Below are 16,188 nucleotides of genomic sequence, written 5' to 3'. Positions count from 1 at the left end.
TCCTCTGATGGACAGAATGGCTAAGATCCGGCTTGCGTCCAGCCCTCAGTGATAATCGGGTATGCCCGGCATGGTGCGAAAGCCAGCAACGGTGCGAAACCGCCTTATCCACCGCCGAAGCGCTGGAAATTCATCGTGATCGATGCCGTAGTCGCGGCTGAGGGCAAAGCTTGGAAACAGGGCGAGATCGGCAATGGTCGGGCCTGCCCCTACAAACCATTCGCAGCCATCGAATTGGCGCAGCGTCATGTGGTCGTCCATGATCCGGAAGGCGGCGCGGGATGACGCTTTCAACGCCTCAACATCGCCCGGTCCGCCAAACAGCGCCACCCGCCGGGCCGTGACAGCACAACCGAGCGGCGCGGCTGAAAACAAGGTCCATTGCATGACACCGGAAAAGACGGCGGGATCGAGCGGCAGCCATGTGCCGGAGGGATCATAGGCCCTGGCCAGGTGGGCAAGAATGGCTTGCGTGCCGTAAATCACCTGTTCGCCATCCTTCAGTACCGGAAGCTCCCCCAGCGGATTGAGCGCCAGCATCGCCGGGGTCTGTTCCTCCCGGCCCGGCACCATGTCGATGGCGAGGGTTTCATAGGCTACATCAAGACAGGACAGCAACAGACGCACCCGGTAGCAGTTCTCGTCCAGATCGTAATTGTAAAGCGTGATCGCAGACATCAGGCCACCTGTGCCAAGGCGGAGGGTGCCTCAAGTGTCAGGCGTAGCGCCTCTGCCCAGCGGGCAAGCGCCGGTCTCAATGCCGCCGATCCTGCATCGGTCACCAGATGGAGGGCAAGCCTTCCGGCGGAGATCACTTGAACTGCAAAGGCGACACGTAGATCACCAGCCACAAGCCGCCAGGCGTTGGCGGTAAGAATCTCGAAACTTGCAGGCAGAATTCCTTCTTTGGTGGGGAGTTGCGCTTCCTTCAGCACATTCATGGCCTGTTGAATGGTACAATCGGCATAAAGGCTGCGCACACTCAAGCCGACGCCAAGATCCGGGATGCTGGTCACGTCGGCACGATCGGCAAGCGCTGCCCAGATCACGCCATTGCGCTCCTCGGCGGCATAGGTCGTCACCCGGATGGTCTTCGGCACATCCAGATCGGGATGGGCCGGGATATGGGTGCATTGACCCGCCGTATCGTAAGACCATCCGTGGTAGAGACAGGCAATATGGTCGCCCCGCACGAAGCCAAAGCTCATCCGCATACCGCGATGCGGACAGCGGTCTTCCCAGACATGCGCTGCCCCCTTCGCATCGCGCCAGACGACGATCTCCGCACCATCAACGACAGCACCAGTCGAGGTTCCCGGCTCGATAGATGAAGACAGCGCCACCGGCACCCATGCTGTTTCAATGCTCATGACCCCTTCACCTTTCAAAAACTGCCTGTTCGTATTCTCTACGTTTTGTCGTCATGAAAGCCGCCGGACATCCCGCACGATGCAATCGGTCGGGCCAAGGCTACAGGCCATTTCAAACATATCGACCAAGGCCTCCTGCCCGATGACGCAAACCGTAACGCGGCTTTCGCTGCAAGCCTCGACATCAATGCCGATATCGAGCCTGCCAGCGCGATGGCGGGCAAAACTGAGGAAGCTGTGGCAGTTGAAATCTCCCTCGAACACCAGATTGACCGTCAGGCTCATCACGGATCCACCATTGCTGGTACATCATTTTTCGGCTCAACCTCAGGCTCAATCCTGCGCAATATTTCGTCTCCGATTGACCGTTTCAAACGCATAAGATTAAATCTTGTGCATGCCTTATTTTTATTCAGTCTAACGTCAGGAGAAGCAGGCTTACAAGCATTTTTTTCAGCCAAGCTGTTGCCTTTGACGCATCATCTTGGTCGATTTTTTTCGACTATGCGGAACACAAGCGATTTGAAAAGGTCGAAGCCGATTGGAATGGGGTTGAGCATCAGCGCGATGAACAACCCAGCATGGATGACCGCGTCCGACCAAGACCGATGCTGATATGGATACCGAAGTGTCGGTCGTTGAACTTCGCCATCTGGCACGGTTGTTGCGTCAGAAAGGACGGCAGGTGGATGCGGATCGCCGCGTTCCAACCGGTAGAGTTCGACAAAACCAGTTCAACAAAAACATATGGGGGTTCCAATGATCGACCTGCGCAGCCTTTCCCGTCGCGGTTTTCTCAACATGGCGGCAGCCGGCAGCGCCTCACTGGCGCTTCCCGGCATGGTGCGCTCTGCCTCAGCCGCCAATACCCTGGCGGCCATAAAGGAAGAGGACGCCGTGATTGGCTTCGGCCATGTCGGCCCGGTGACGGATGAAGGCTGGACCTGGTCGCACCATCAGGGTGTTCTCGCCGTCAAGGAAAAATTCCCCAAGCTGAAGAAGATCCTCGAGGTCGAGAACGTTCCCTATTCAGCGGATGCGACCCGCACCTATCGGCAATTCGTGTCGGAAGGCGCGAACATGATTTTCGATACGTCGTCTACCGGCGACTTCCTGCATGACGTGGTGCGCCGCGCCAAGGACACCGCCTTCATGGAATGCAATGGCCATGTGACGATGGACAATCTCGGCTGGTATTATATGGCCCATTGGTATCCGACCTATGTGGTCGGCGTCGCCGCCGGACATCTATCGAAAACCGGCAAACTCGGTTACGTCGCCTCCTTCCCGGTTGCCTCGGTCTATGCCTCGACCAATGCATTCCTGATGGGGGCGCGCACCGTCAACCCCAATGCCACCTGCCAGACCATCACCATCAATTCCTGGTTCGATCCGCAGGCCGCCGCCCAGGCTGGCACCGCTCTGATCGACAATGGCTGCGATTTCCTGTTCGGCATCATGGATGAGGCCGCCTATCTTCAGGTCGCCGAAAAACGCGGCGTCTGGGCTGCGATGTGGAACACCGACATCCGCCGCTATGGCCCGAATTCCTACGTGTCTTCGATCATTATCGACTTCAAGGAGTTCTATATCGATCAGGTCCGCAAGCGGCTGGCAGGCGAATGGTCGCCTTCGGAAAGCATTTTCGCGATGGGCGCTGGCGTTGACCGCGATACCTGGGGCGCCAAGGTTCCCGCCGAAGTCGGCAAGGCGGCAGACGATATACGCACGAAAATCCTCGGCGGCTGGTCGCCGTTTGTCGGCGAATTGAAGGATGCCAAGGGCGCCGTGCGGGTGGCCAAGGGCCAGAAGATGACCGAACTCGAGCTTTATAACTGGGATTGGTCCGTGGAAGGCGTCACGGGGCTTTAAAGCAGCCAACCAAATATAGAGGCCGGGCGATGATGCCCGGCCCTTCGCAGTCTCTCATGCCGGTGTGCCGAGAATGAATGAACATCCTGCGAAATTTGCAGTGCCGACGGGGGCAGCCCCTCTCGTCCAGTTAAAAGGCATTGCCAAATATTTCCCCGGCGTCATCGCCAATCGCGATGTCGATCTTGAGGTCATGCCCGGTGAAATCCACGCGCTGCTGGGGGAAAACGGTGCGGGCAAATCGACGCTGATGAATATCCTGACCGGCATTTACCAGCCGGATGCGGGCGAGATCATCATCGATGGCTATGCAAGGCAATTTACCGGACCGCAACAGGCGATTGCCGCAGGCATTGGCATGATCCATCAGCATTTCAAGCTGGTGAATGCCTTCACCGTGGCGGAAAACATTCATCTCGGCTGGAGTGAGACACCACGCCGTGCCTCGGCCCTAGTTCTGGAGGAGCGCACGGCAGAGCTTGCGGCCAGGTTCAACCTTCAGGTCAAGCCTTCGGCGCGGATAACAGAGCTTTCGACCGGTGAACAGCAGCGGGTGGAGATCCTGCGGGTACTGGCCCGCAAGGCCCGCGTGCTGATCCTCGATGAGCCGACTGCCGTGCTGACGCCGCTTGAGGCGCGTGAACTGTTCAAGGCCTTGCGCGATTTCGTCTCCACCGGCAATGCGGTGATCTTCATCTCCCATAAGCTCGATGAAGTACTGGAAATTTCCGACCGGGTGACGATCCTGCGCGGCGGGCAAAAGGTCGGCACCGAGCTTTCCGCCGATTGCAGCCCGGCCAAGCTGGCACGGCTGATGGTCGGACGTGATATCGTGCTGGCCGATATGCGGGGCCGTCCGCAAGGTGCCGCCGCGCTATCGTCTGCTCCTGTCATGCGGGTCAGCACAGTGACGGCGCTGGACGATAGCGGACGGCAAGCCTTGCACGATATCTCCCTTGATCTGCGTGCAGGCGAAATCCTCGGGATTGCCGGGGTAGCAGGCAATGGTCAGCGTGAACTGTCGCAGGTCCTGACCGGCACGCGACCCATCGCCTCCGGCAGCATCGAAATCGACGGCGAAGCGGTTGGCCACGCGAATGCCGCCGATTTTGTGCGGCGCGGCATCGGCCATATCCCGGAAGACCGGCTACAAAGCGGCTTGGCACCCGGGCTGTCGATCACCGTCAATGCCGTGATGCGTGAATATGGCAAACCGCCGGTCACTGTTGGCGGGCTGTTTCGTCCCTCCGCCGCCAAGGCGCTGGCCCGCAGCATCGCCAGCGTAGCAGAGGTCACCATCCCGGATTTCGCCATGCCGATCCGCAATCTGTCCGGTGGCAACCAGCAAAGGCTGGTGGCGCGGCGTGAAATGCGGATCGCCACGAAAATCCTGGTCGCCGCCTATCCGAGCCGGGGGCTGGATGTCGGGGCGATCAATACCATGCTGCGCTATATCGTTGACCTGCGCAATGCAGGCGCCGGTATCCTGCTGATCTCGGAGGAGCTTGAAGAATTGCTGAACCTCTCCGACCGCATCGCCGTGCTCTATGAGGGGCGGATCATGGGCATCGTCGATAATGACAGCACCGATATCGAGCAGATCGGCCTGATGATGGGCGGGCGACAGCTTCAGCCGGGTCAGTTGGCGGGAGGCGCGCAGCATGGCTAGTCTTCGCCTGCAACGCTTCCCTTCAGCGACACCAACCGCAGCCCTTGGCGCACGCGTGGCGGCTATCGCCCTGGCGCTGCTGATCGCAGGCGTCATTCTGGCTATCGCGGGCAAAAGCCCTGTTAACCTTGGCATTCAGGTGGTTTCGTCCTCGCTCGGCTCCAGTTTCGGTCTGGAGGATCTTGGCCTTCTGGTCATCCCGCTGATCCTGACCGGCCTTTCCGTCACGGTCGCGCAACAGATCGGTGCCTGGAATATCGGGGCGGAGGGGCAGTTTTACGCAGGTGCCTTCGCCGCCAGCGCCGTTGGTCTTTTTGTGCCGCTGCCGGAAGGCTGGAGCCTGGTGGCGATGTTTTTCGCCGGAGCGGTTGGCGGAAGCATCTGGATCCTCATTCCGGCCCTTGCCCGTGCCTATGCCAATGTCAACGAGCTGATCACCACGCTGCTGCTCAATTTCGTCGCCATCCTGATGGTCTATTATGTCTCCACAGATGCCTGGCGCGAACGGGGCGGCGTCGCCAATTCCGCCACGCCCCGCATAAAGGCCGAAATGCCGGAATTCTGGGGCCTCGTGCATTGGGGCCTGCCGATTGCCGTGCTTCTCGCGCTGGCCATGGCGGCGCTGCTGGCCTTTACTCGCTGGGGCTATGAGGTGCGGTTGATCGGCTCCAATCCGCACGCCGGAAACTATGCGGGCATCGCCGCCCGCCGCCATCTGATCACCGTCATGCTGCTATCGGGGGCCATCGCCGGTCTGGCGGGCATGCTGGAAGTCACTGGAACGGTGCATCGTCTTCAAGGCGGCATTTCCAACAATTACGGCTATCTCGGTATCATGGTCGCCGTGTTGGCGCGGGGTTCGTGTATCGGGGTTATCCTTGCGGGCGCGCTGATGGCCTTCATTCTCAATTCGGGCATCATTCTGCAAACGCAGGGACTGACAACCTCGACCGTACTGGCAATCACCGGCCTCATCCTCTTCCTGACGGCCATCGGCGACGAGATTTCCCATTACCGCATCGTCCGCGACAAGACCTGAAAGGACCCGCGATGGAACTGTTGACCGGACTTCTGACCACCGCCTTCCTGGCTGGCGGCGTCTTGGCCCTGGCGGCCATGGGCGAAGTGCTGGCCGAGCGGGTCGGCGTCGTCAATCTCGGTGTTGAAGGGCTGATCGCCATGGGGGCGATTACCGCTGTTGCCACCGTCACCGCCTTTCCATCGCCCATTCTCGGCTTTTTGGCGGCGCTTGCCGTCGGTACCTTGTTCGGCGTGGTGTTTGCGGTAGCGACCGTGACGATCAGGGCCAATCAGGTGCTTTGCGGGCTGGCATTGACCTTGATCGGCACCGGCCTTGCCCAGACGATTGGTAAATCCTATTCCGGCATGCCGGTCCCCGCGACATTCCACGGCGTCAAGATGCCGATCCTCTCGGAGATCCCCATCCTCGGACCGGCCTTTTTCAGCCAGAATATTCTCGTTTACCTGATCTACATCATCCTGCCGCTTGGCCTGTCCTTTCTGATGTTTCGCACCCGCCACGGGCTCAACATGCGCGCCGTTGGCGAAAATCCGGCGGCGGCCGATGCGGCGGGCATTCCGGTCCACCGCATCCGTTTTGGCTATGTCTGCGCAGGCGCGGCGCTTGCCTCGGGTGCAGGCGCCTATCTGGTTCTGGCTTTCGTGCCGTCCTGGTCGGATGGCGTGGTGGCCGGGCGCGGCTGGATTGCGGTGGCGCTGGTGATCTTTGCCGGATACCGGCCCATTCCAGCCGCTCTATCCGGCCTGCTGTTCGGCTTTATCACCGCACTCGGCTTTGTCGGACAGGCGCGCGGCTGGCCGATTGCTCCGGCTTTTCTATCCATGCTTCCCTATGCCGGAACCATCGCCTTCATTATCGTGCCTGTGATCGCCTGGCAGCGCATGCGCCGGTTGATGGCGGCACCCGCCGCCCTTGGCCTGCCCTATTACCGCAGCCTTCGTTGACCAAGGATGCAGGGAGAAACCCAATGATGGCAATCGACAAAACAAGCCTCGATCAATGGTATCCGATCGATACCGAAACGCTCATTCCCTATGGCACATCCGCAAACCGGCTGCTGGGCATCGACATCGTCGTAACCCGCACCCAGAACGGTGACGTGACCGTGAAGGCGCAGGAAAACAACCTGCCGATCAGACGGCGCTACGGCTATATCTGGACGACGCTCGGCACACCCGACAAGGAGATTTTCCCCATTGAGGAAGCCGATGAGCCGGATCGCCGCATCGTGCCCTGCGGTGCGGTCACCGTGAAGGCATCGGGCCTGCGGATTGTCGAAAACTTTCTCGACATGGCGCATTTTCCCTTCGTCCATACCGATATTCTCGGCTCGGAGCCGCATACGGAAGTCGCGCATTATAATGTGGAAATCCGCCGCGACGTCGATGAGGTCTGGGCGACCAATTGCCAATTCTTCCAGCCACAGGCCGCCCTTTCCGCCACGGACGGGTTGATGACCCACTATATCTACCGGGTGATGACGCCGTTCACGACGCTGCTCTACAAGACCTGCCCGAATTCCGACAGCCGATGGGATGTGATCTGCCTGTTCGTCCAACCCCTGGACCCGGATCGCTGCCGCGCCCATCCGATCATGTATCTGATCGACGATCAATCGACCACCGCCTCGCTAATCCAGTTCCAGCAGCTGATTTTCCTGCAAGACCGGATCATCCTTGAAAACCAGCGCCCGGTTCTGCTGCCGATGGAGCCACGCTCGGAAATCCCCACCCGGGCTGACGCCACCTCCATCGCCTATCGCCGCTGGCTGAAGGAAAAGGGCGTGACCTATGGCACATCGCTGAAGGCCGTTGCATGACCAATACCGCGCACCAGCCATGAGCGATTTCAGGAACAGGGTGCTGATCGCCAATGGCTTCCACGCCCCGGTCGCCGGCGAAATCGATGTGCTGACTGATTGCCTGATCGCTATTGATGCGGAGGGCATGATCCTCTCCGTGCAGCGTCCCGGCGATGACGGATATGCATTGGCGAAAGCCGAAGCCGACCGCCACGGGCGGCTATCACGCCTACCAGCGGGTTGCCTGCTCCTGCCGGGCCTGGTGGATTGCCATGTGCATGCGCCGCAATATCCGCAGCTTGGCACAGCGCTGGATGTGCCGCTCGAAACCTGGCTGCATGCCCATACCTTCCCGCTGGAAGCCCGCTATGCGGACTTAGCCTATGCAAAGCGAGTCTATGGCCTGCTGGTTGATGATCTGCTGGCCAATGGGACGACGACGGCGCTGTATTTCGCCACCATTCATCAGGATGCGACCCGCATTCTCGTCGATACCTGCCTTGAAAAAGGTCAGCGCGCCCTGATCGGCAAGGTCGCCATGGACAATGCCGAGCAATGCCCGGACTATTACCGCGACGCCTCACCGGATGCGGCTTTGCAGGGGACACAAGCGCTGATCGACTATGTCAGGGCCCATCCCGACAACACGGCCTCCCGCGTCTGGCCGGTGGTGACGCCACGGTTCATTCCGGCCTGCACGGATGCGACGCTGGAAGGCTTGGGTGCGATGGCGCGGGAGTGCGGCTGCCATGTGCAGACCCATTGCTCGGAAAGCGATTGGGAACACGCCTATGTGTTGTCGCGTCACGGCATGACGGATGCGATGAGCCTTGATCGCTTCGGCCTTCTCACCCGCCGCAGCATGCTTGCCCATGCCAACCTGCTGACTGCTGATGATATGGACCTGATCAAGCTGCGACAGGCGGCGGTTGCGCATTGCCCGCTCTCCAACGCCTATTTCGCTGGTGCGGTCTTTCCCCTGCGCGCCGCCCTAGAAAAGGGCCTGCATGTCGGGCTGGGCAGCGATATTTCCGGCGGACCGAGCGCCTCGCTTCTGGACAATATGCGCGCCGCCATTCTCGTCTCCCGCATGTTGGAAACCGGCGTCGATCCGGGCCTTACGCCGGAAAAGCGCGCAAGCGGTGCCAAGGCCCGCATAGATTTTCGCCACGCCTTCCACATCGCCACCGCTGGCGGCGGCAAGGCATTGGATCTGCCTATCGGCCAATTTGCCCCGGGTTATCGCTTCGATGCCATCGTTATTGATCCGCAGGCCGCCCAAGGCACGTTGCGGTTCTACGAGAGTGATGAAATGACTGAGACCCTGCTCCAGAAAATCGTCTTTACTGCATCGCGTGCCAATATCTCTGCCGTGTTTATCGACGGATGCAAGGTGGCCTGATCAGCACGGAAAGGCGGCGACATAGCTGCTGCTGGAACCGAATGGGTTCTCGATAGTTTAGCCTGCCGTGCGAGCGTCCACCCCTATTCAATCAGGGATGATCAGAGAGCACGCTCGCCAGTTTTACCCCGGAAAGACAAGAATGCCTGATATCGCCGAACAGGAAGCCGCCCAGGAGGCGCAGCCGTCCAACGCCATGTCGGAGGAAGACAAGCAGGATATCGGCGAACGAGGGTCCGGGTCGGCCAAGGTGGTCCATGAAGTCGTTCGCCTGCAAGGCGACGAGGAACTGAGCCGCCCGCTTCAGTCTCTGCTTTTTTCTGGATTCGCTGCCGGTGTGGCTATCTGTGCATCGCTGCTGGCGGAAGCCTTTCTACAAGTGCGGCTTCCCGACACGCAGTGGCGGGAGCTGATCGTTTCCCTTGGCTATACGGTCGGCTTCGTGATCGTCATTCTGGGCAATCTGCAACTGTTTACCGAAACGACCGTCACCGCCGTGCTTCCTATCGCCGCCCACCCGACACGTCGCAACTTTTACCGGCTTCTTCGTTTATGGGTGACTGTGCTCGCGGCCAATCTGCTCGGAACATTTTTCATAGCGGTGCTGATGGAGAACCAGCTGATCATCGGCGCGGAACAGCGGGAGGCGATCCTGGATATTTCCAGAGCGATCCTCGGGCATGATTTTGCAACGACATTGCTGCTTGCCGCTCCGGCAGGCTTTCTGATTGCCTCTATCGCGTGGATTCTCCCCAATGCCAAAGGCAATGAGTTCTGGGTTATCGTGATGATCACCTATACGGTTGCACTCGGCGGGTTCAGTCATGTCGTCGCCGGGTCCGGGGAGGCCTGGCTGCTGATGCTGGCGGGCGAAACAAGCGTCTGGGGCGCTGTTGGCGGCTTTATCCTACCGACCCTGATCGGCAATATCATCGGCGGCACCGGACTGTTTGCCGTTGTCGCCCATTGCCAGGTCCGCGATGAACTCAAGCCGGACTGATGTGGAACGCAGTTTTTCAGGCAGGCAGGCGCATTTCGCTTGGAAGATCCTGGGGGGAAAACAGCGCATTGTGAAGCTGGTTGAGCGCGATGGCCACCGCGCCAACCAGCGTGGCGCGCGATGAAAGCGTGCTCGCTTCAAGCGAAATGCTGCTGCGAGTCGAGGTTGCCAGCGCCTCCTTGACCATGCGCACCATCAACGGATTGCGACCGACATTGCCGCCAAGAATGATCTTGCCCGGATCGAGCATGGCATGAACCGAAACCACCAGCAAAGCCGCCAGCCGGGCGGTTTCCCGCACGGTTGCCAGCGCCTTTGCGTCGCCCTTTTCAGCCGCTTCGAGAATATCACGAACGGTCATCCCATCGTCTGCGGGACTGCCGTAGCGCTCCAGAATGCCACGAGCGCCGATTGCGCATTCGAGCGCGCCGCGCTCCAGACTTTCCGAGTTGTAGGGATCGGCTCCGAACGGCAGATAGCCGATTTCGCCTGCCGCTCCTTTAGCCCCGCGCATCAACTTGCCGTTGAAGAGGACGCCAAGGCCAATACCGGTTCCCAGCGACACGAACGCAACCGAATCGAGACCGATGCCGCTGCCTTTCCAGCTTTCGCCAATCACCGCCGCATTGACATCGTTTTCGATGATGACATCGCAGCGGAAAATGCCCTGCAAGGCCTTGATCACATCGAGACTGCCAATTTCTGACAGGTTCGGCGCAAGCGAAAGCCGACCGGTTTCAGGATCGATGACGCCAGGCATGGCCACAGCGGCCAACAGAACCTTGCTGCGGGAAACCCTCGCCTTTTTAAGCGACGCTTCGACAATGCCGCTAACATGCGCCAGAAGGGCCTCCCCACCATGCTCTCCGGCCGGCTTTTCGACTTCATGGACAATCGTTCCGGCAATATCGGCAATCGCCACCCGAATGGTCGTTGCACCGATATCCATACCGATGACAAAACCTGCATCCGGTGCGACTTCATAGGTCACGGCACTGCGCCCGACCTTGCCGGACACGATTCCCTTGACCCGAACCCAGCCCGCCGTTTCAAGTGTGCGGATGACCTCGGACATGGTCTGTTTCGACAACCCGGTCTTTTTTGCCAGATCCGCCCGCGAGGTCGGGCCTTGGTGCAGAAGGATGTCCATAGCGGCGCGAACGGAGATCTGACGCAACATGGGTGGCGTGCTTGTCCACAGATTCATCCGCAATCACCTCATCCTATCGACAACAGGCATGTTGAAATATTGATGGCACGTATCGCACGACCGGGTCACGGACGCAAATAGTTCGTCCCCATGACGAATTATCTCGCCTTGCCACAATTCGTCCTCACCCCGTTGATACGCGAGAACAAGAGCTCGATCAATGCCACCGCAAATTGCCGGAGGAAAATGCAACCTGCACCAGCATAGGATTTTTTATCGCCGCGATCGAGTTCCCCGTGTTCAAGACTTTTCTTGTCTTTCAAGCTTCTTTTGCGCGCAAAAAAATCGATAACACTTTATAGATGTTGAATATTTTGCCACTATCCGATTCCGGTTTCGCTTGTAATATGATAAGAGACACTGGTATTATGAGTTATAATAGACGTCCGGGAGGGACATGTGACGACCAATACTCTGCCTGCTACAGCACATCTTGATTGGCTTTCCGATCCCAAGGTCTTTGCCGTCGGCCGCCTGTCTGCCCATTCCGACCATATCGTCTATCCCGATGAAGCCTCCGCCAAGGCGGGTTCTGCCTCGCCGCTTCGCCAGAGCCTTGATGGCACCTGGAAGTTCCTCTCCGCCATATCAGCCGCTGAGCGCCCGGAAGGTTTCCACCATCACGATTTCGACCGCAGCGGCTTCGGCGACATTACCGTACCCGGTGCCATGCAATTGCAGGGCCATGGCCGCCCGCAATATGTCAACACCCAATATCCCTGGGACGGCCATGAGGCGCTGGCGCTTGGGCAAGCCGCCGAGGCCAACCGGGTCGGCTACTATGCGAGGACTTTCCAGCTTGACCCCGCCCTTGCCGGACAGCGGATCATCCTCACTTTCGACGGTGTCGAGACCGCCTTCTATGTCTGGCTGAATGGCCGTTTTATCGGCTATGCCGAAGACAGTTTCACGCCCTCACGCTTCGATATTACCGAGGCGCTGATTGACGGCGATAACCTGCTGGCCGTTGAGGTCTATCATCGGTCTTCCGGTGCCTGGCTTGAGGATCAGGATTTCTGGCGTCTGTCGGGCATCATGCGTCCTGTCCGGTTGGAGGCCTGGCCGAAATTGCATATCCGCGATCTGTTCGTCACCACAGATCTTGCCGATGATTTCAACAGTGGCTCCCTGCGCTTGCGGCTGGCCCTCGACTTGGCGGAAGAGAGCGCTGGCAGTCTTGCCGTGACGCTCTACGATCCCAAGGGTGAAACCGTCCTAACAACGTCCTTCGATGCCGCAGCCGAAATGGATATTGCCCTGCCCGTCACCGCCCCGCAGCTGTGGAGCGCTGAGGCGCCGCATCTCTATCGCCTGCTGCTGGTCCTGAAGGACAGCAAGGGCGCGACGGTCGAGGCCGTGCCGCAGCCGGTCGGCTTCCGCCGGTTTGAAATGCGCGATGGGGTGATGCGTCTCAATGGCCAGCGCATCGTTTTCCGTGGCATCAACAGGCATGATTTCCATCCACGCCGGGGACGCGCCCTGACGGTTGAGGACATGCTCTGGGACGTGCTGTTCTTCAAGCGCAACAATATCAATGCGGTACGCAGCAGCCATTACCCAAACCGCAGCGAGTTCTATGCGCTCTGCGACCAACACGGCCTCTATGTCATCGACGAGGCCAATCTTGAAACTCACGGCACATGGTCGGTTGAGACCCTGGACCCGGACAAAGTCCTGCCCGGCGACCGCGACGAATGGCGACCCGCCGTGCTCGACCGTGCCGCCAATATGCTGGAACGCGACAAGAACCATCCTTGCGTGCTGATCTGGTCCTGCGGCAATGAGAGCTATGGCGGCAGCGTGATTGCCGATATGGCCGATTGGTTTAGGGACCGCGATCCCTCGCGCCTCGTCCATTACGAAGGCGTGTTCCACGACCGCCGCTTCGATGCGCGCTCCAGCGACATGGAAAGCCGGATGTATGCGCGCCCGCAGGACATCGAGGACTATCTGCGCAGCAACCCATCCAAGCCTTTTGTATCCTGCGAATATACCCATGCGATGGGCAATTCCTGCGGCGGCATGCATCTCTATACCGACCTCACCTATCGTTATGATCAGTGCCAGGGCGGCTTTATCTGGGAATATATCGAACAGGCTCTCTACGGCACCCGCCCGGATGGCAGCGAAGGCCTGCTGTTTGGCGGTGATTTTGGCGACAGGCCGACCGATTACAGCTTCTGCTGCGACGGCATTATCACCGCTGACCGGCAATTGACCCCGAAAGTCCAGGAAATCAAGGCGCTTTACCAGCCTGTCCGGCTGATCCCGGACGCGCACGGCGTCAAAGTGATCAATGACAACCTGTTCTTGAACCTCGACGCTTTCTATCTGTCCTATCACCTGCTGAAGGATGGTGTCGCGGTGGCCGAAGGGCGGGCCGATATTGCGCTTGCGGCCCAGGAACAAACCTATCTGCGTCTGTCCGTGCCTGTCACGCAGCAGCCGGGCGAATATGCCCTGCAATGCTCCCTGCGCGAACGCCATGACCGCGCCTGGGCACCGGCTGACCACGAAGTGGCGTTTGGTGAGCATGTCTGGACCGTGGCAGGCGAAAAACCGAGCCCGGTTTCCCGTCCCCTCACCCGCGCCGAAGGCAGCTATAATCTCGGCATTTCCGATGGCCACAGCCGCACCTTGTTCTGCCGGCGCTTTGGCGGACCGGTATCGCTGGTCAATACGGCGGGCGTCGAATTCCTGGAACGGCCACCCCTGCCGATCTTCTGGCGCGCGCCGACCGACAATGACCGGGGTGCTGGCTTCGGCTTCAAATTCGGCAGCTGGCGGCGCGCTAGCCTCGACCAGAAGCAGGCTTCCTATGCCTACCGCGATGCCGGGGCCGATTATCGCTTTGCCCTGCCTGATAGCAGCATGCAGGCCACGGTGTCCTACCGCTATGAGGCGGACGGCGCCATTGCTGTCACCGCCCATTGGCCGGGCGATGCCAGCCTGCCGTCGCTGCCGCTGTTCGGCCTGACGATCCCCATGCCCGCACGCTTCGACCGCTTCCGTTATTATGGACTTGGGCCGGAGGAAAATCACATCGACCGCGCCCATGGCGCACGTCTGGGCATTTACCAGCGCGCGGTGGCCGATAATGTCACGCCCTATGTCATCCCGCAGGAATCCGGCAACCGAACCGGCGTGCGCTGGGCCGAACTGTTCGACGCTGAGGGCAACACACTGCGCTTCGAGGCGGTGGATATGCCGTTCGAGCTGGGCGTTTCGCCTTATACGGCTTTCCAGCTGGAAGCCGCCGCCCGGCCCTATGACCTGCCGCCAGCCAACCGTACCATTGTCACGCTGATGGCCCGGCAGATGGGCGTCGGTGGCGACGATAGCTGGGGCGCGCTGCCGCATCCTCAATACATGATCGAGCCGGGCGAGCCTTTGACGCTCACCTTCCGGATGAGAGTGATGGGGTGAGAAAGGGCAATTCGATCTCCCGATAGGATGGCAACACTGCCTCACTGACCCTGCCTGCCCGCACGATCACCCGGTCGGTTTGCGGGCGGGCAATGACCTGGTCCATGCTCCAGGCCTCAAAGATCATCAGATCTGCCGGACGCCCGGCACCGATGGTTCCAGCGGAAAAACCGGTCATCGCGGCGGGTTGGGTGGTCGCCAGTGCCACGGCATCGTCATAGGGATGGTCGAGATGCAGAATGCGCACTGATTGGCGCCAGGTATCGACCATATCATGATCGCCATAGGCAAAAAACGGATCGCGGCAATTGTCACCAGCGACCGCGACGCGGATACCGGCGGCGCGTAGCTCCTTGACCGGCGTGACACCCCGCCAGCGCGGGGTTATACCCTGCGCCCGGCCCTGCAAATACATATTGACGGTCGGCAGCGTGACGATAGACAGTCCGGCATCAACCAGAAGCGCAATCCGCTCGCGGATTTCCGCCTCGCTGAACAAAGCCAGCGAACAGCAATGGCCGCAGGTAACGCGACCCTCATAGCCGTGGCGGATGGCAGCGCGGGCCACATGCGGCAAGGCATCGGCCTTTTCAGCTTCATCCACATGCAGGTCGATATCGAGATCACGCTCGCGGGCCAGCAGAAAAAGGCTGTCGAGCAAAGCATCGATGTCATCAAGCCCGGTGCCATTTTTCCCGATACCATGGGTGCCGCCCGAGGCGCGGGTCACGCCGCCCAACAGCCCGCCCTGACGCGCAACCAAGTCGGCAAGCTGCTTTCCATGATCGGTGCGATAGGCATCCAGCGGCACAAGGCCGACCGCCTGCAACGCAATGCGCCCCGACCAACGGGCCTGCACCTCATCAAATGCCGCCCAGGTGGTTTCCGCCTGCCCCGCATGGCTATCGAGATGGGTGCGGAGCGCGGCAACGCCGTGCGCATCCGCGCAGGCGAGGCCAAATTCCATGCGCCGGACCAGATCGTCGTGACGCCAATAGGCCTGCCGGTCGGCTGTCGTCGCCGCACGGGCGCTGGGATGCGTGCCATCGGAGGCTGGAGCACGGCTGATCGTATGGCCCTTGTCGAGATGGACATGCATGTCGATCATCAACGGCCAGAGATGGCGGCCTTCCAGATCGATACCATCGCCGGTCACGCCGCTTGCCGCTGGCAGCACGGCTGCGACACGTCCGTCGTCCAGCAGTATATCGACCAGAGCACTGCCGTCGCGGTCGAGAGCGCTGCCCGGCGGCACACCGTCGGCAAGACAGGCCGTTGGCACGCGGGCCTGACGGATAATAATGCGGCCATGGCCGGTGAAGCTGGAACGCGCCTTCGCGCGGACGGAACTGTCAATCATGATCAATCTCGATGAGGCATAAGCCGAATTTCAAGG

General features: G+C 60.0%; 13 protein-coding genes. 8 read left to right on the top strand and 5 right to left on the bottom strand.

The window, feature by feature from the left end; translation table 11 throughout:
- Nucleotides 1–45: 45 nt before the first annotated feature.
- The 3 genes from AVCG78_RS19095 to AVCG78_RS19085 are packed head-to-tail and all read right to left on the bottom strand — an operon-like array spanning nucleotide 46 to nucleotide 1,655.
- Complete coding sequence (locus AVCG78_RS19095) at nucleotides 46–678, bottom strand: glutathione S-transferase family protein (RefSeq protein ID WP_156582599.1); 633 nt, start codon at nucleotides 676–678, stop codon at nucleotides 46–48.
- Nucleotides 678–1,370, bottom strand: coding sequence for a Rieske (2Fe-2S) protein (locus tag AVCG78_RS19090; RefSeq protein WP_071206778.1), 693 nt, complete (start codon nucleotides 1,368–1,370; stop codon nucleotides 678–680). The genes AVCG78_RS19095 and AVCG78_RS19090 overlap by 1 nt, the downstream gene beginning before the upstream one ends.
- A 51-nt stretch (nucleotides 1,371–1,421) precedes the next feature.
- Nucleotides 1,422–1,655, bottom strand: coding sequence for a hypothetical protein (locus tag AVCG78_RS19085; protein WP_071206779.1), 234 nt, complete (start codon nucleotides 1,653–1,655; stop codon nucleotides 1,422–1,424).
- 474 nt (nucleotides 1,656–2,129) lie between these two features.
- Between AVCG78_RS19085 and AVCG78_RS19080 the strand changes: the two genes are divergently transcribed.
- From AVCG78_RS19080 to AVCG78_RS19050, 7 genes are all read left to right on the top strand, one after another.
- Entirely contained in the window at nucleotides 2,130–3,242 is a 1,113-nt protein-coding gene (locus tag AVCG78_RS19080; RefSeq protein ID WP_071206781.1) for a BMP family ABC transporter substrate-binding protein, read from the top strand.
- A 73-nt stretch (nucleotides 3,243–3,315) separates the two neighbouring features.
- Nucleotides 3,316–4,911 (top strand): ABC transporter ATP-binding protein, encoded by a 1,596-nt coding sequence (locus tag AVCG78_RS19075; RefSeq protein ID WP_071584470.1) that lies wholly within the window; start codon nucleotides 3,316–3,318, stop codon nucleotides 4,909–4,911.
- Nucleotides 4,904–5,950, top strand: coding sequence for an ABC transporter permease (locus tag AVCG78_RS19070; RefSeq protein WP_071206782.1), 1,047 nt, complete (start codon nucleotides 4,904–4,906; stop codon nucleotides 5,948–5,950). Before AVCG78_RS19075 ends, AVCG78_RS19070 begins: the two co-directional genes overlap by 8 nt.
- 11 nt (nucleotides 5,951–5,961) lie before the next feature.
- Nucleotides 5,962–6,897, top strand: a complete 936-nt coding sequence (locus AVCG78_RS19065) for an ABC transporter permease (protein ID WP_071206783.1) — start codon at nucleotides 5,962–5,964, stop codon at nucleotides 6,895–6,897.
- Nucleotides 6,898–6,920: 23 nt separating this feature from the next.
- Nucleotides 6,921–7,772 (top strand): aromatic ring-hydroxylating oxygenase subunit alpha, encoded by an 852-nt coding sequence (locus AVCG78_RS19060; RefSeq protein ID WP_071584471.1) that lies wholly within the window; start codon nucleotides 6,921–6,923, stop codon nucleotides 7,770–7,772.
- A 19-nt stretch (nucleotides 7,773–7,791) separates the two neighbouring features.
- Nucleotides 7,792–9,156 carry a guanine deaminase gene (gene guaD, locus AVCG78_RS19055; protein ID WP_071206785.1) on the top strand — a complete coding sequence of 455 codons (1,365 nt, stop codon included), beginning with the start codon at nucleotides 7,792–7,794 and terminating at the stop codon, nucleotides 9,154–9,156.
- 142 nt (nucleotides 9,157–9,298) lie between these two features.
- Nucleotides 9,299–10,156 carry a formate/nitrite transporter family protein gene (locus tag AVCG78_RS19050; RefSeq protein WP_234665027.1) on the top strand — a complete coding sequence of 286 codons (858 nt, stop codon included), beginning with the start codon at nucleotides 9,299–9,301 and terminating at the stop codon, nucleotides 10,154–10,156.
- Between the two features lie 16 nt (nucleotides 10,157–10,172).
- Here AVCG78_RS19050 and AVCG78_RS19045 read toward each other — a convergent pair whose 3' ends face one another.
- Nucleotides 10,173–11,363 (bottom strand): ROK family transcriptional regulator, encoded by a 1,191-nt coding sequence (locus AVCG78_RS19045; protein WP_071206786.1) that lies wholly within the window; start codon nucleotides 11,361–11,363, stop codon nucleotides 10,173–10,175.
- 402 nt (nucleotides 11,364–11,765) lie between these two features.
- Between AVCG78_RS19045 and AVCG78_RS19040 the strand changes: the two genes are divergently transcribed.
- Nucleotides 11,766–14,792 carry a glycoside hydrolase family 2 TIM barrel-domain containing protein gene (locus tag AVCG78_RS19040; protein WP_071584472.1) on the top strand — a complete coding sequence of 1,009 codons (3,027 nt, stop codon included), beginning with the start codon at nucleotides 11,766–11,768 and terminating at the stop codon, nucleotides 14,790–14,792.
- Here AVCG78_RS19040 and AVCG78_RS19035 read toward each other — a convergent pair.
- Nucleotides 14,764–16,152, bottom strand: a complete 1,389-nt coding sequence (locus AVCG78_RS19035) for a cytosine deaminase (protein WP_081355265.1) — start codon at nucleotides 16,150–16,152, stop codon at nucleotides 14,764–14,766. The two genes, AVCG78_RS19040 and AVCG78_RS19035, sit on opposite strands and share 29 nt — an antisense overlap.
- Nucleotides 16,153–16,188 lie beyond the last annotated feature (36 nt).

It is taken from the genome of Gillisella vitis (assembly GCF_021559775.1).
Taxonomy (GTDB): domain Bacteria; phylum Pseudomonadota; class Alphaproteobacteria; order Rhizobiales; family Rhizobiaceae; genus Allorhizobium; species Allorhizobium ampelinum.
The sequence above is the reverse complement of the archived record's forward strand: the minus strand, read 5'-3'. Positions and strand labels throughout refer to the sequence as shown.

Coding starts and splice junctions, on each gene's coding strand:
- AVCG78_RS19050 (WP_234665027.1), top strand. CDS start 9,299: ATGCCTGATATCGCCGAACAGGAAGCCGCCCAGGAGGCGCAGCCGTCC.
- AVCG78_RS19065 (WP_071206783.1), top strand. CDS start 5,962: ATGGAACTGTTGACCGGACTTCTGACCACCGCCTTCCTGGCTGGCGGC.
- AVCG78_RS19090 (WP_071206778.1), bottom strand. CDS start 1,370: ATGAGCATTGAAACAGCATGGGTGCCGGTGGCGCTGTCTTCATCTATC.
- AVCG78_RS19085 (WP_071206779.1), bottom strand. CDS start 1,655: ATGAGCCTGACGGTCAATCTGGTGTTCGAGGGAGATTTCAACTGCCAC.
- guaD (WP_071206785.1), top strand. CDS start 7,792: ATGAGCGATTTCAGGAACAGGGTGCTGATCGCCAATGGCTTCCACGCC.
- AVCG78_RS19075 (WP_071584470.1), top strand. CDS start 3,316: ATGAATGAACATCCTGCGAAATTTGCAGTGCCGACGGGGGCAGCCCCT.
- AVCG78_RS19070 (WP_071206782.1), top strand. CDS start 4,904: ATGGCTAGTCTTCGCCTGCAACGCTTCCCTTCAGCGACACCAACCGCA.
- AVCG78_RS19080 (WP_071206781.1), top strand. CDS start 2,130: ATGATCGACCTGCGCAGCCTTTCCCGTCGCGGTTTTCTCAACATGGCG.
- AVCG78_RS19060 (WP_071584471.1), top strand. CDS start 6,921: ATGATGGCAATCGACAAAACAAGCCTCGATCAATGGTATCCGATCGAT.
- AVCG78_RS19045 (WP_071206786.1), bottom strand. CDS start 11,363: ATGAATCTGTGGACAAGCACGCCACCCATGTTGCGTCAGATCTCCGTT.
- AVCG78_RS19095 (WP_156582599.1), bottom strand. CDS start 678: ATGTCTGCGATCACGCTTTACAATTACGATCTGGACGAGAACTGCTAC.
- AVCG78_RS19035 (WP_081355265.1), bottom strand. CDS start 16,152: ATGATTGACAGTTCCGTCCGCGCGAAGGCGCGTTCCAGCTTCACCGGC.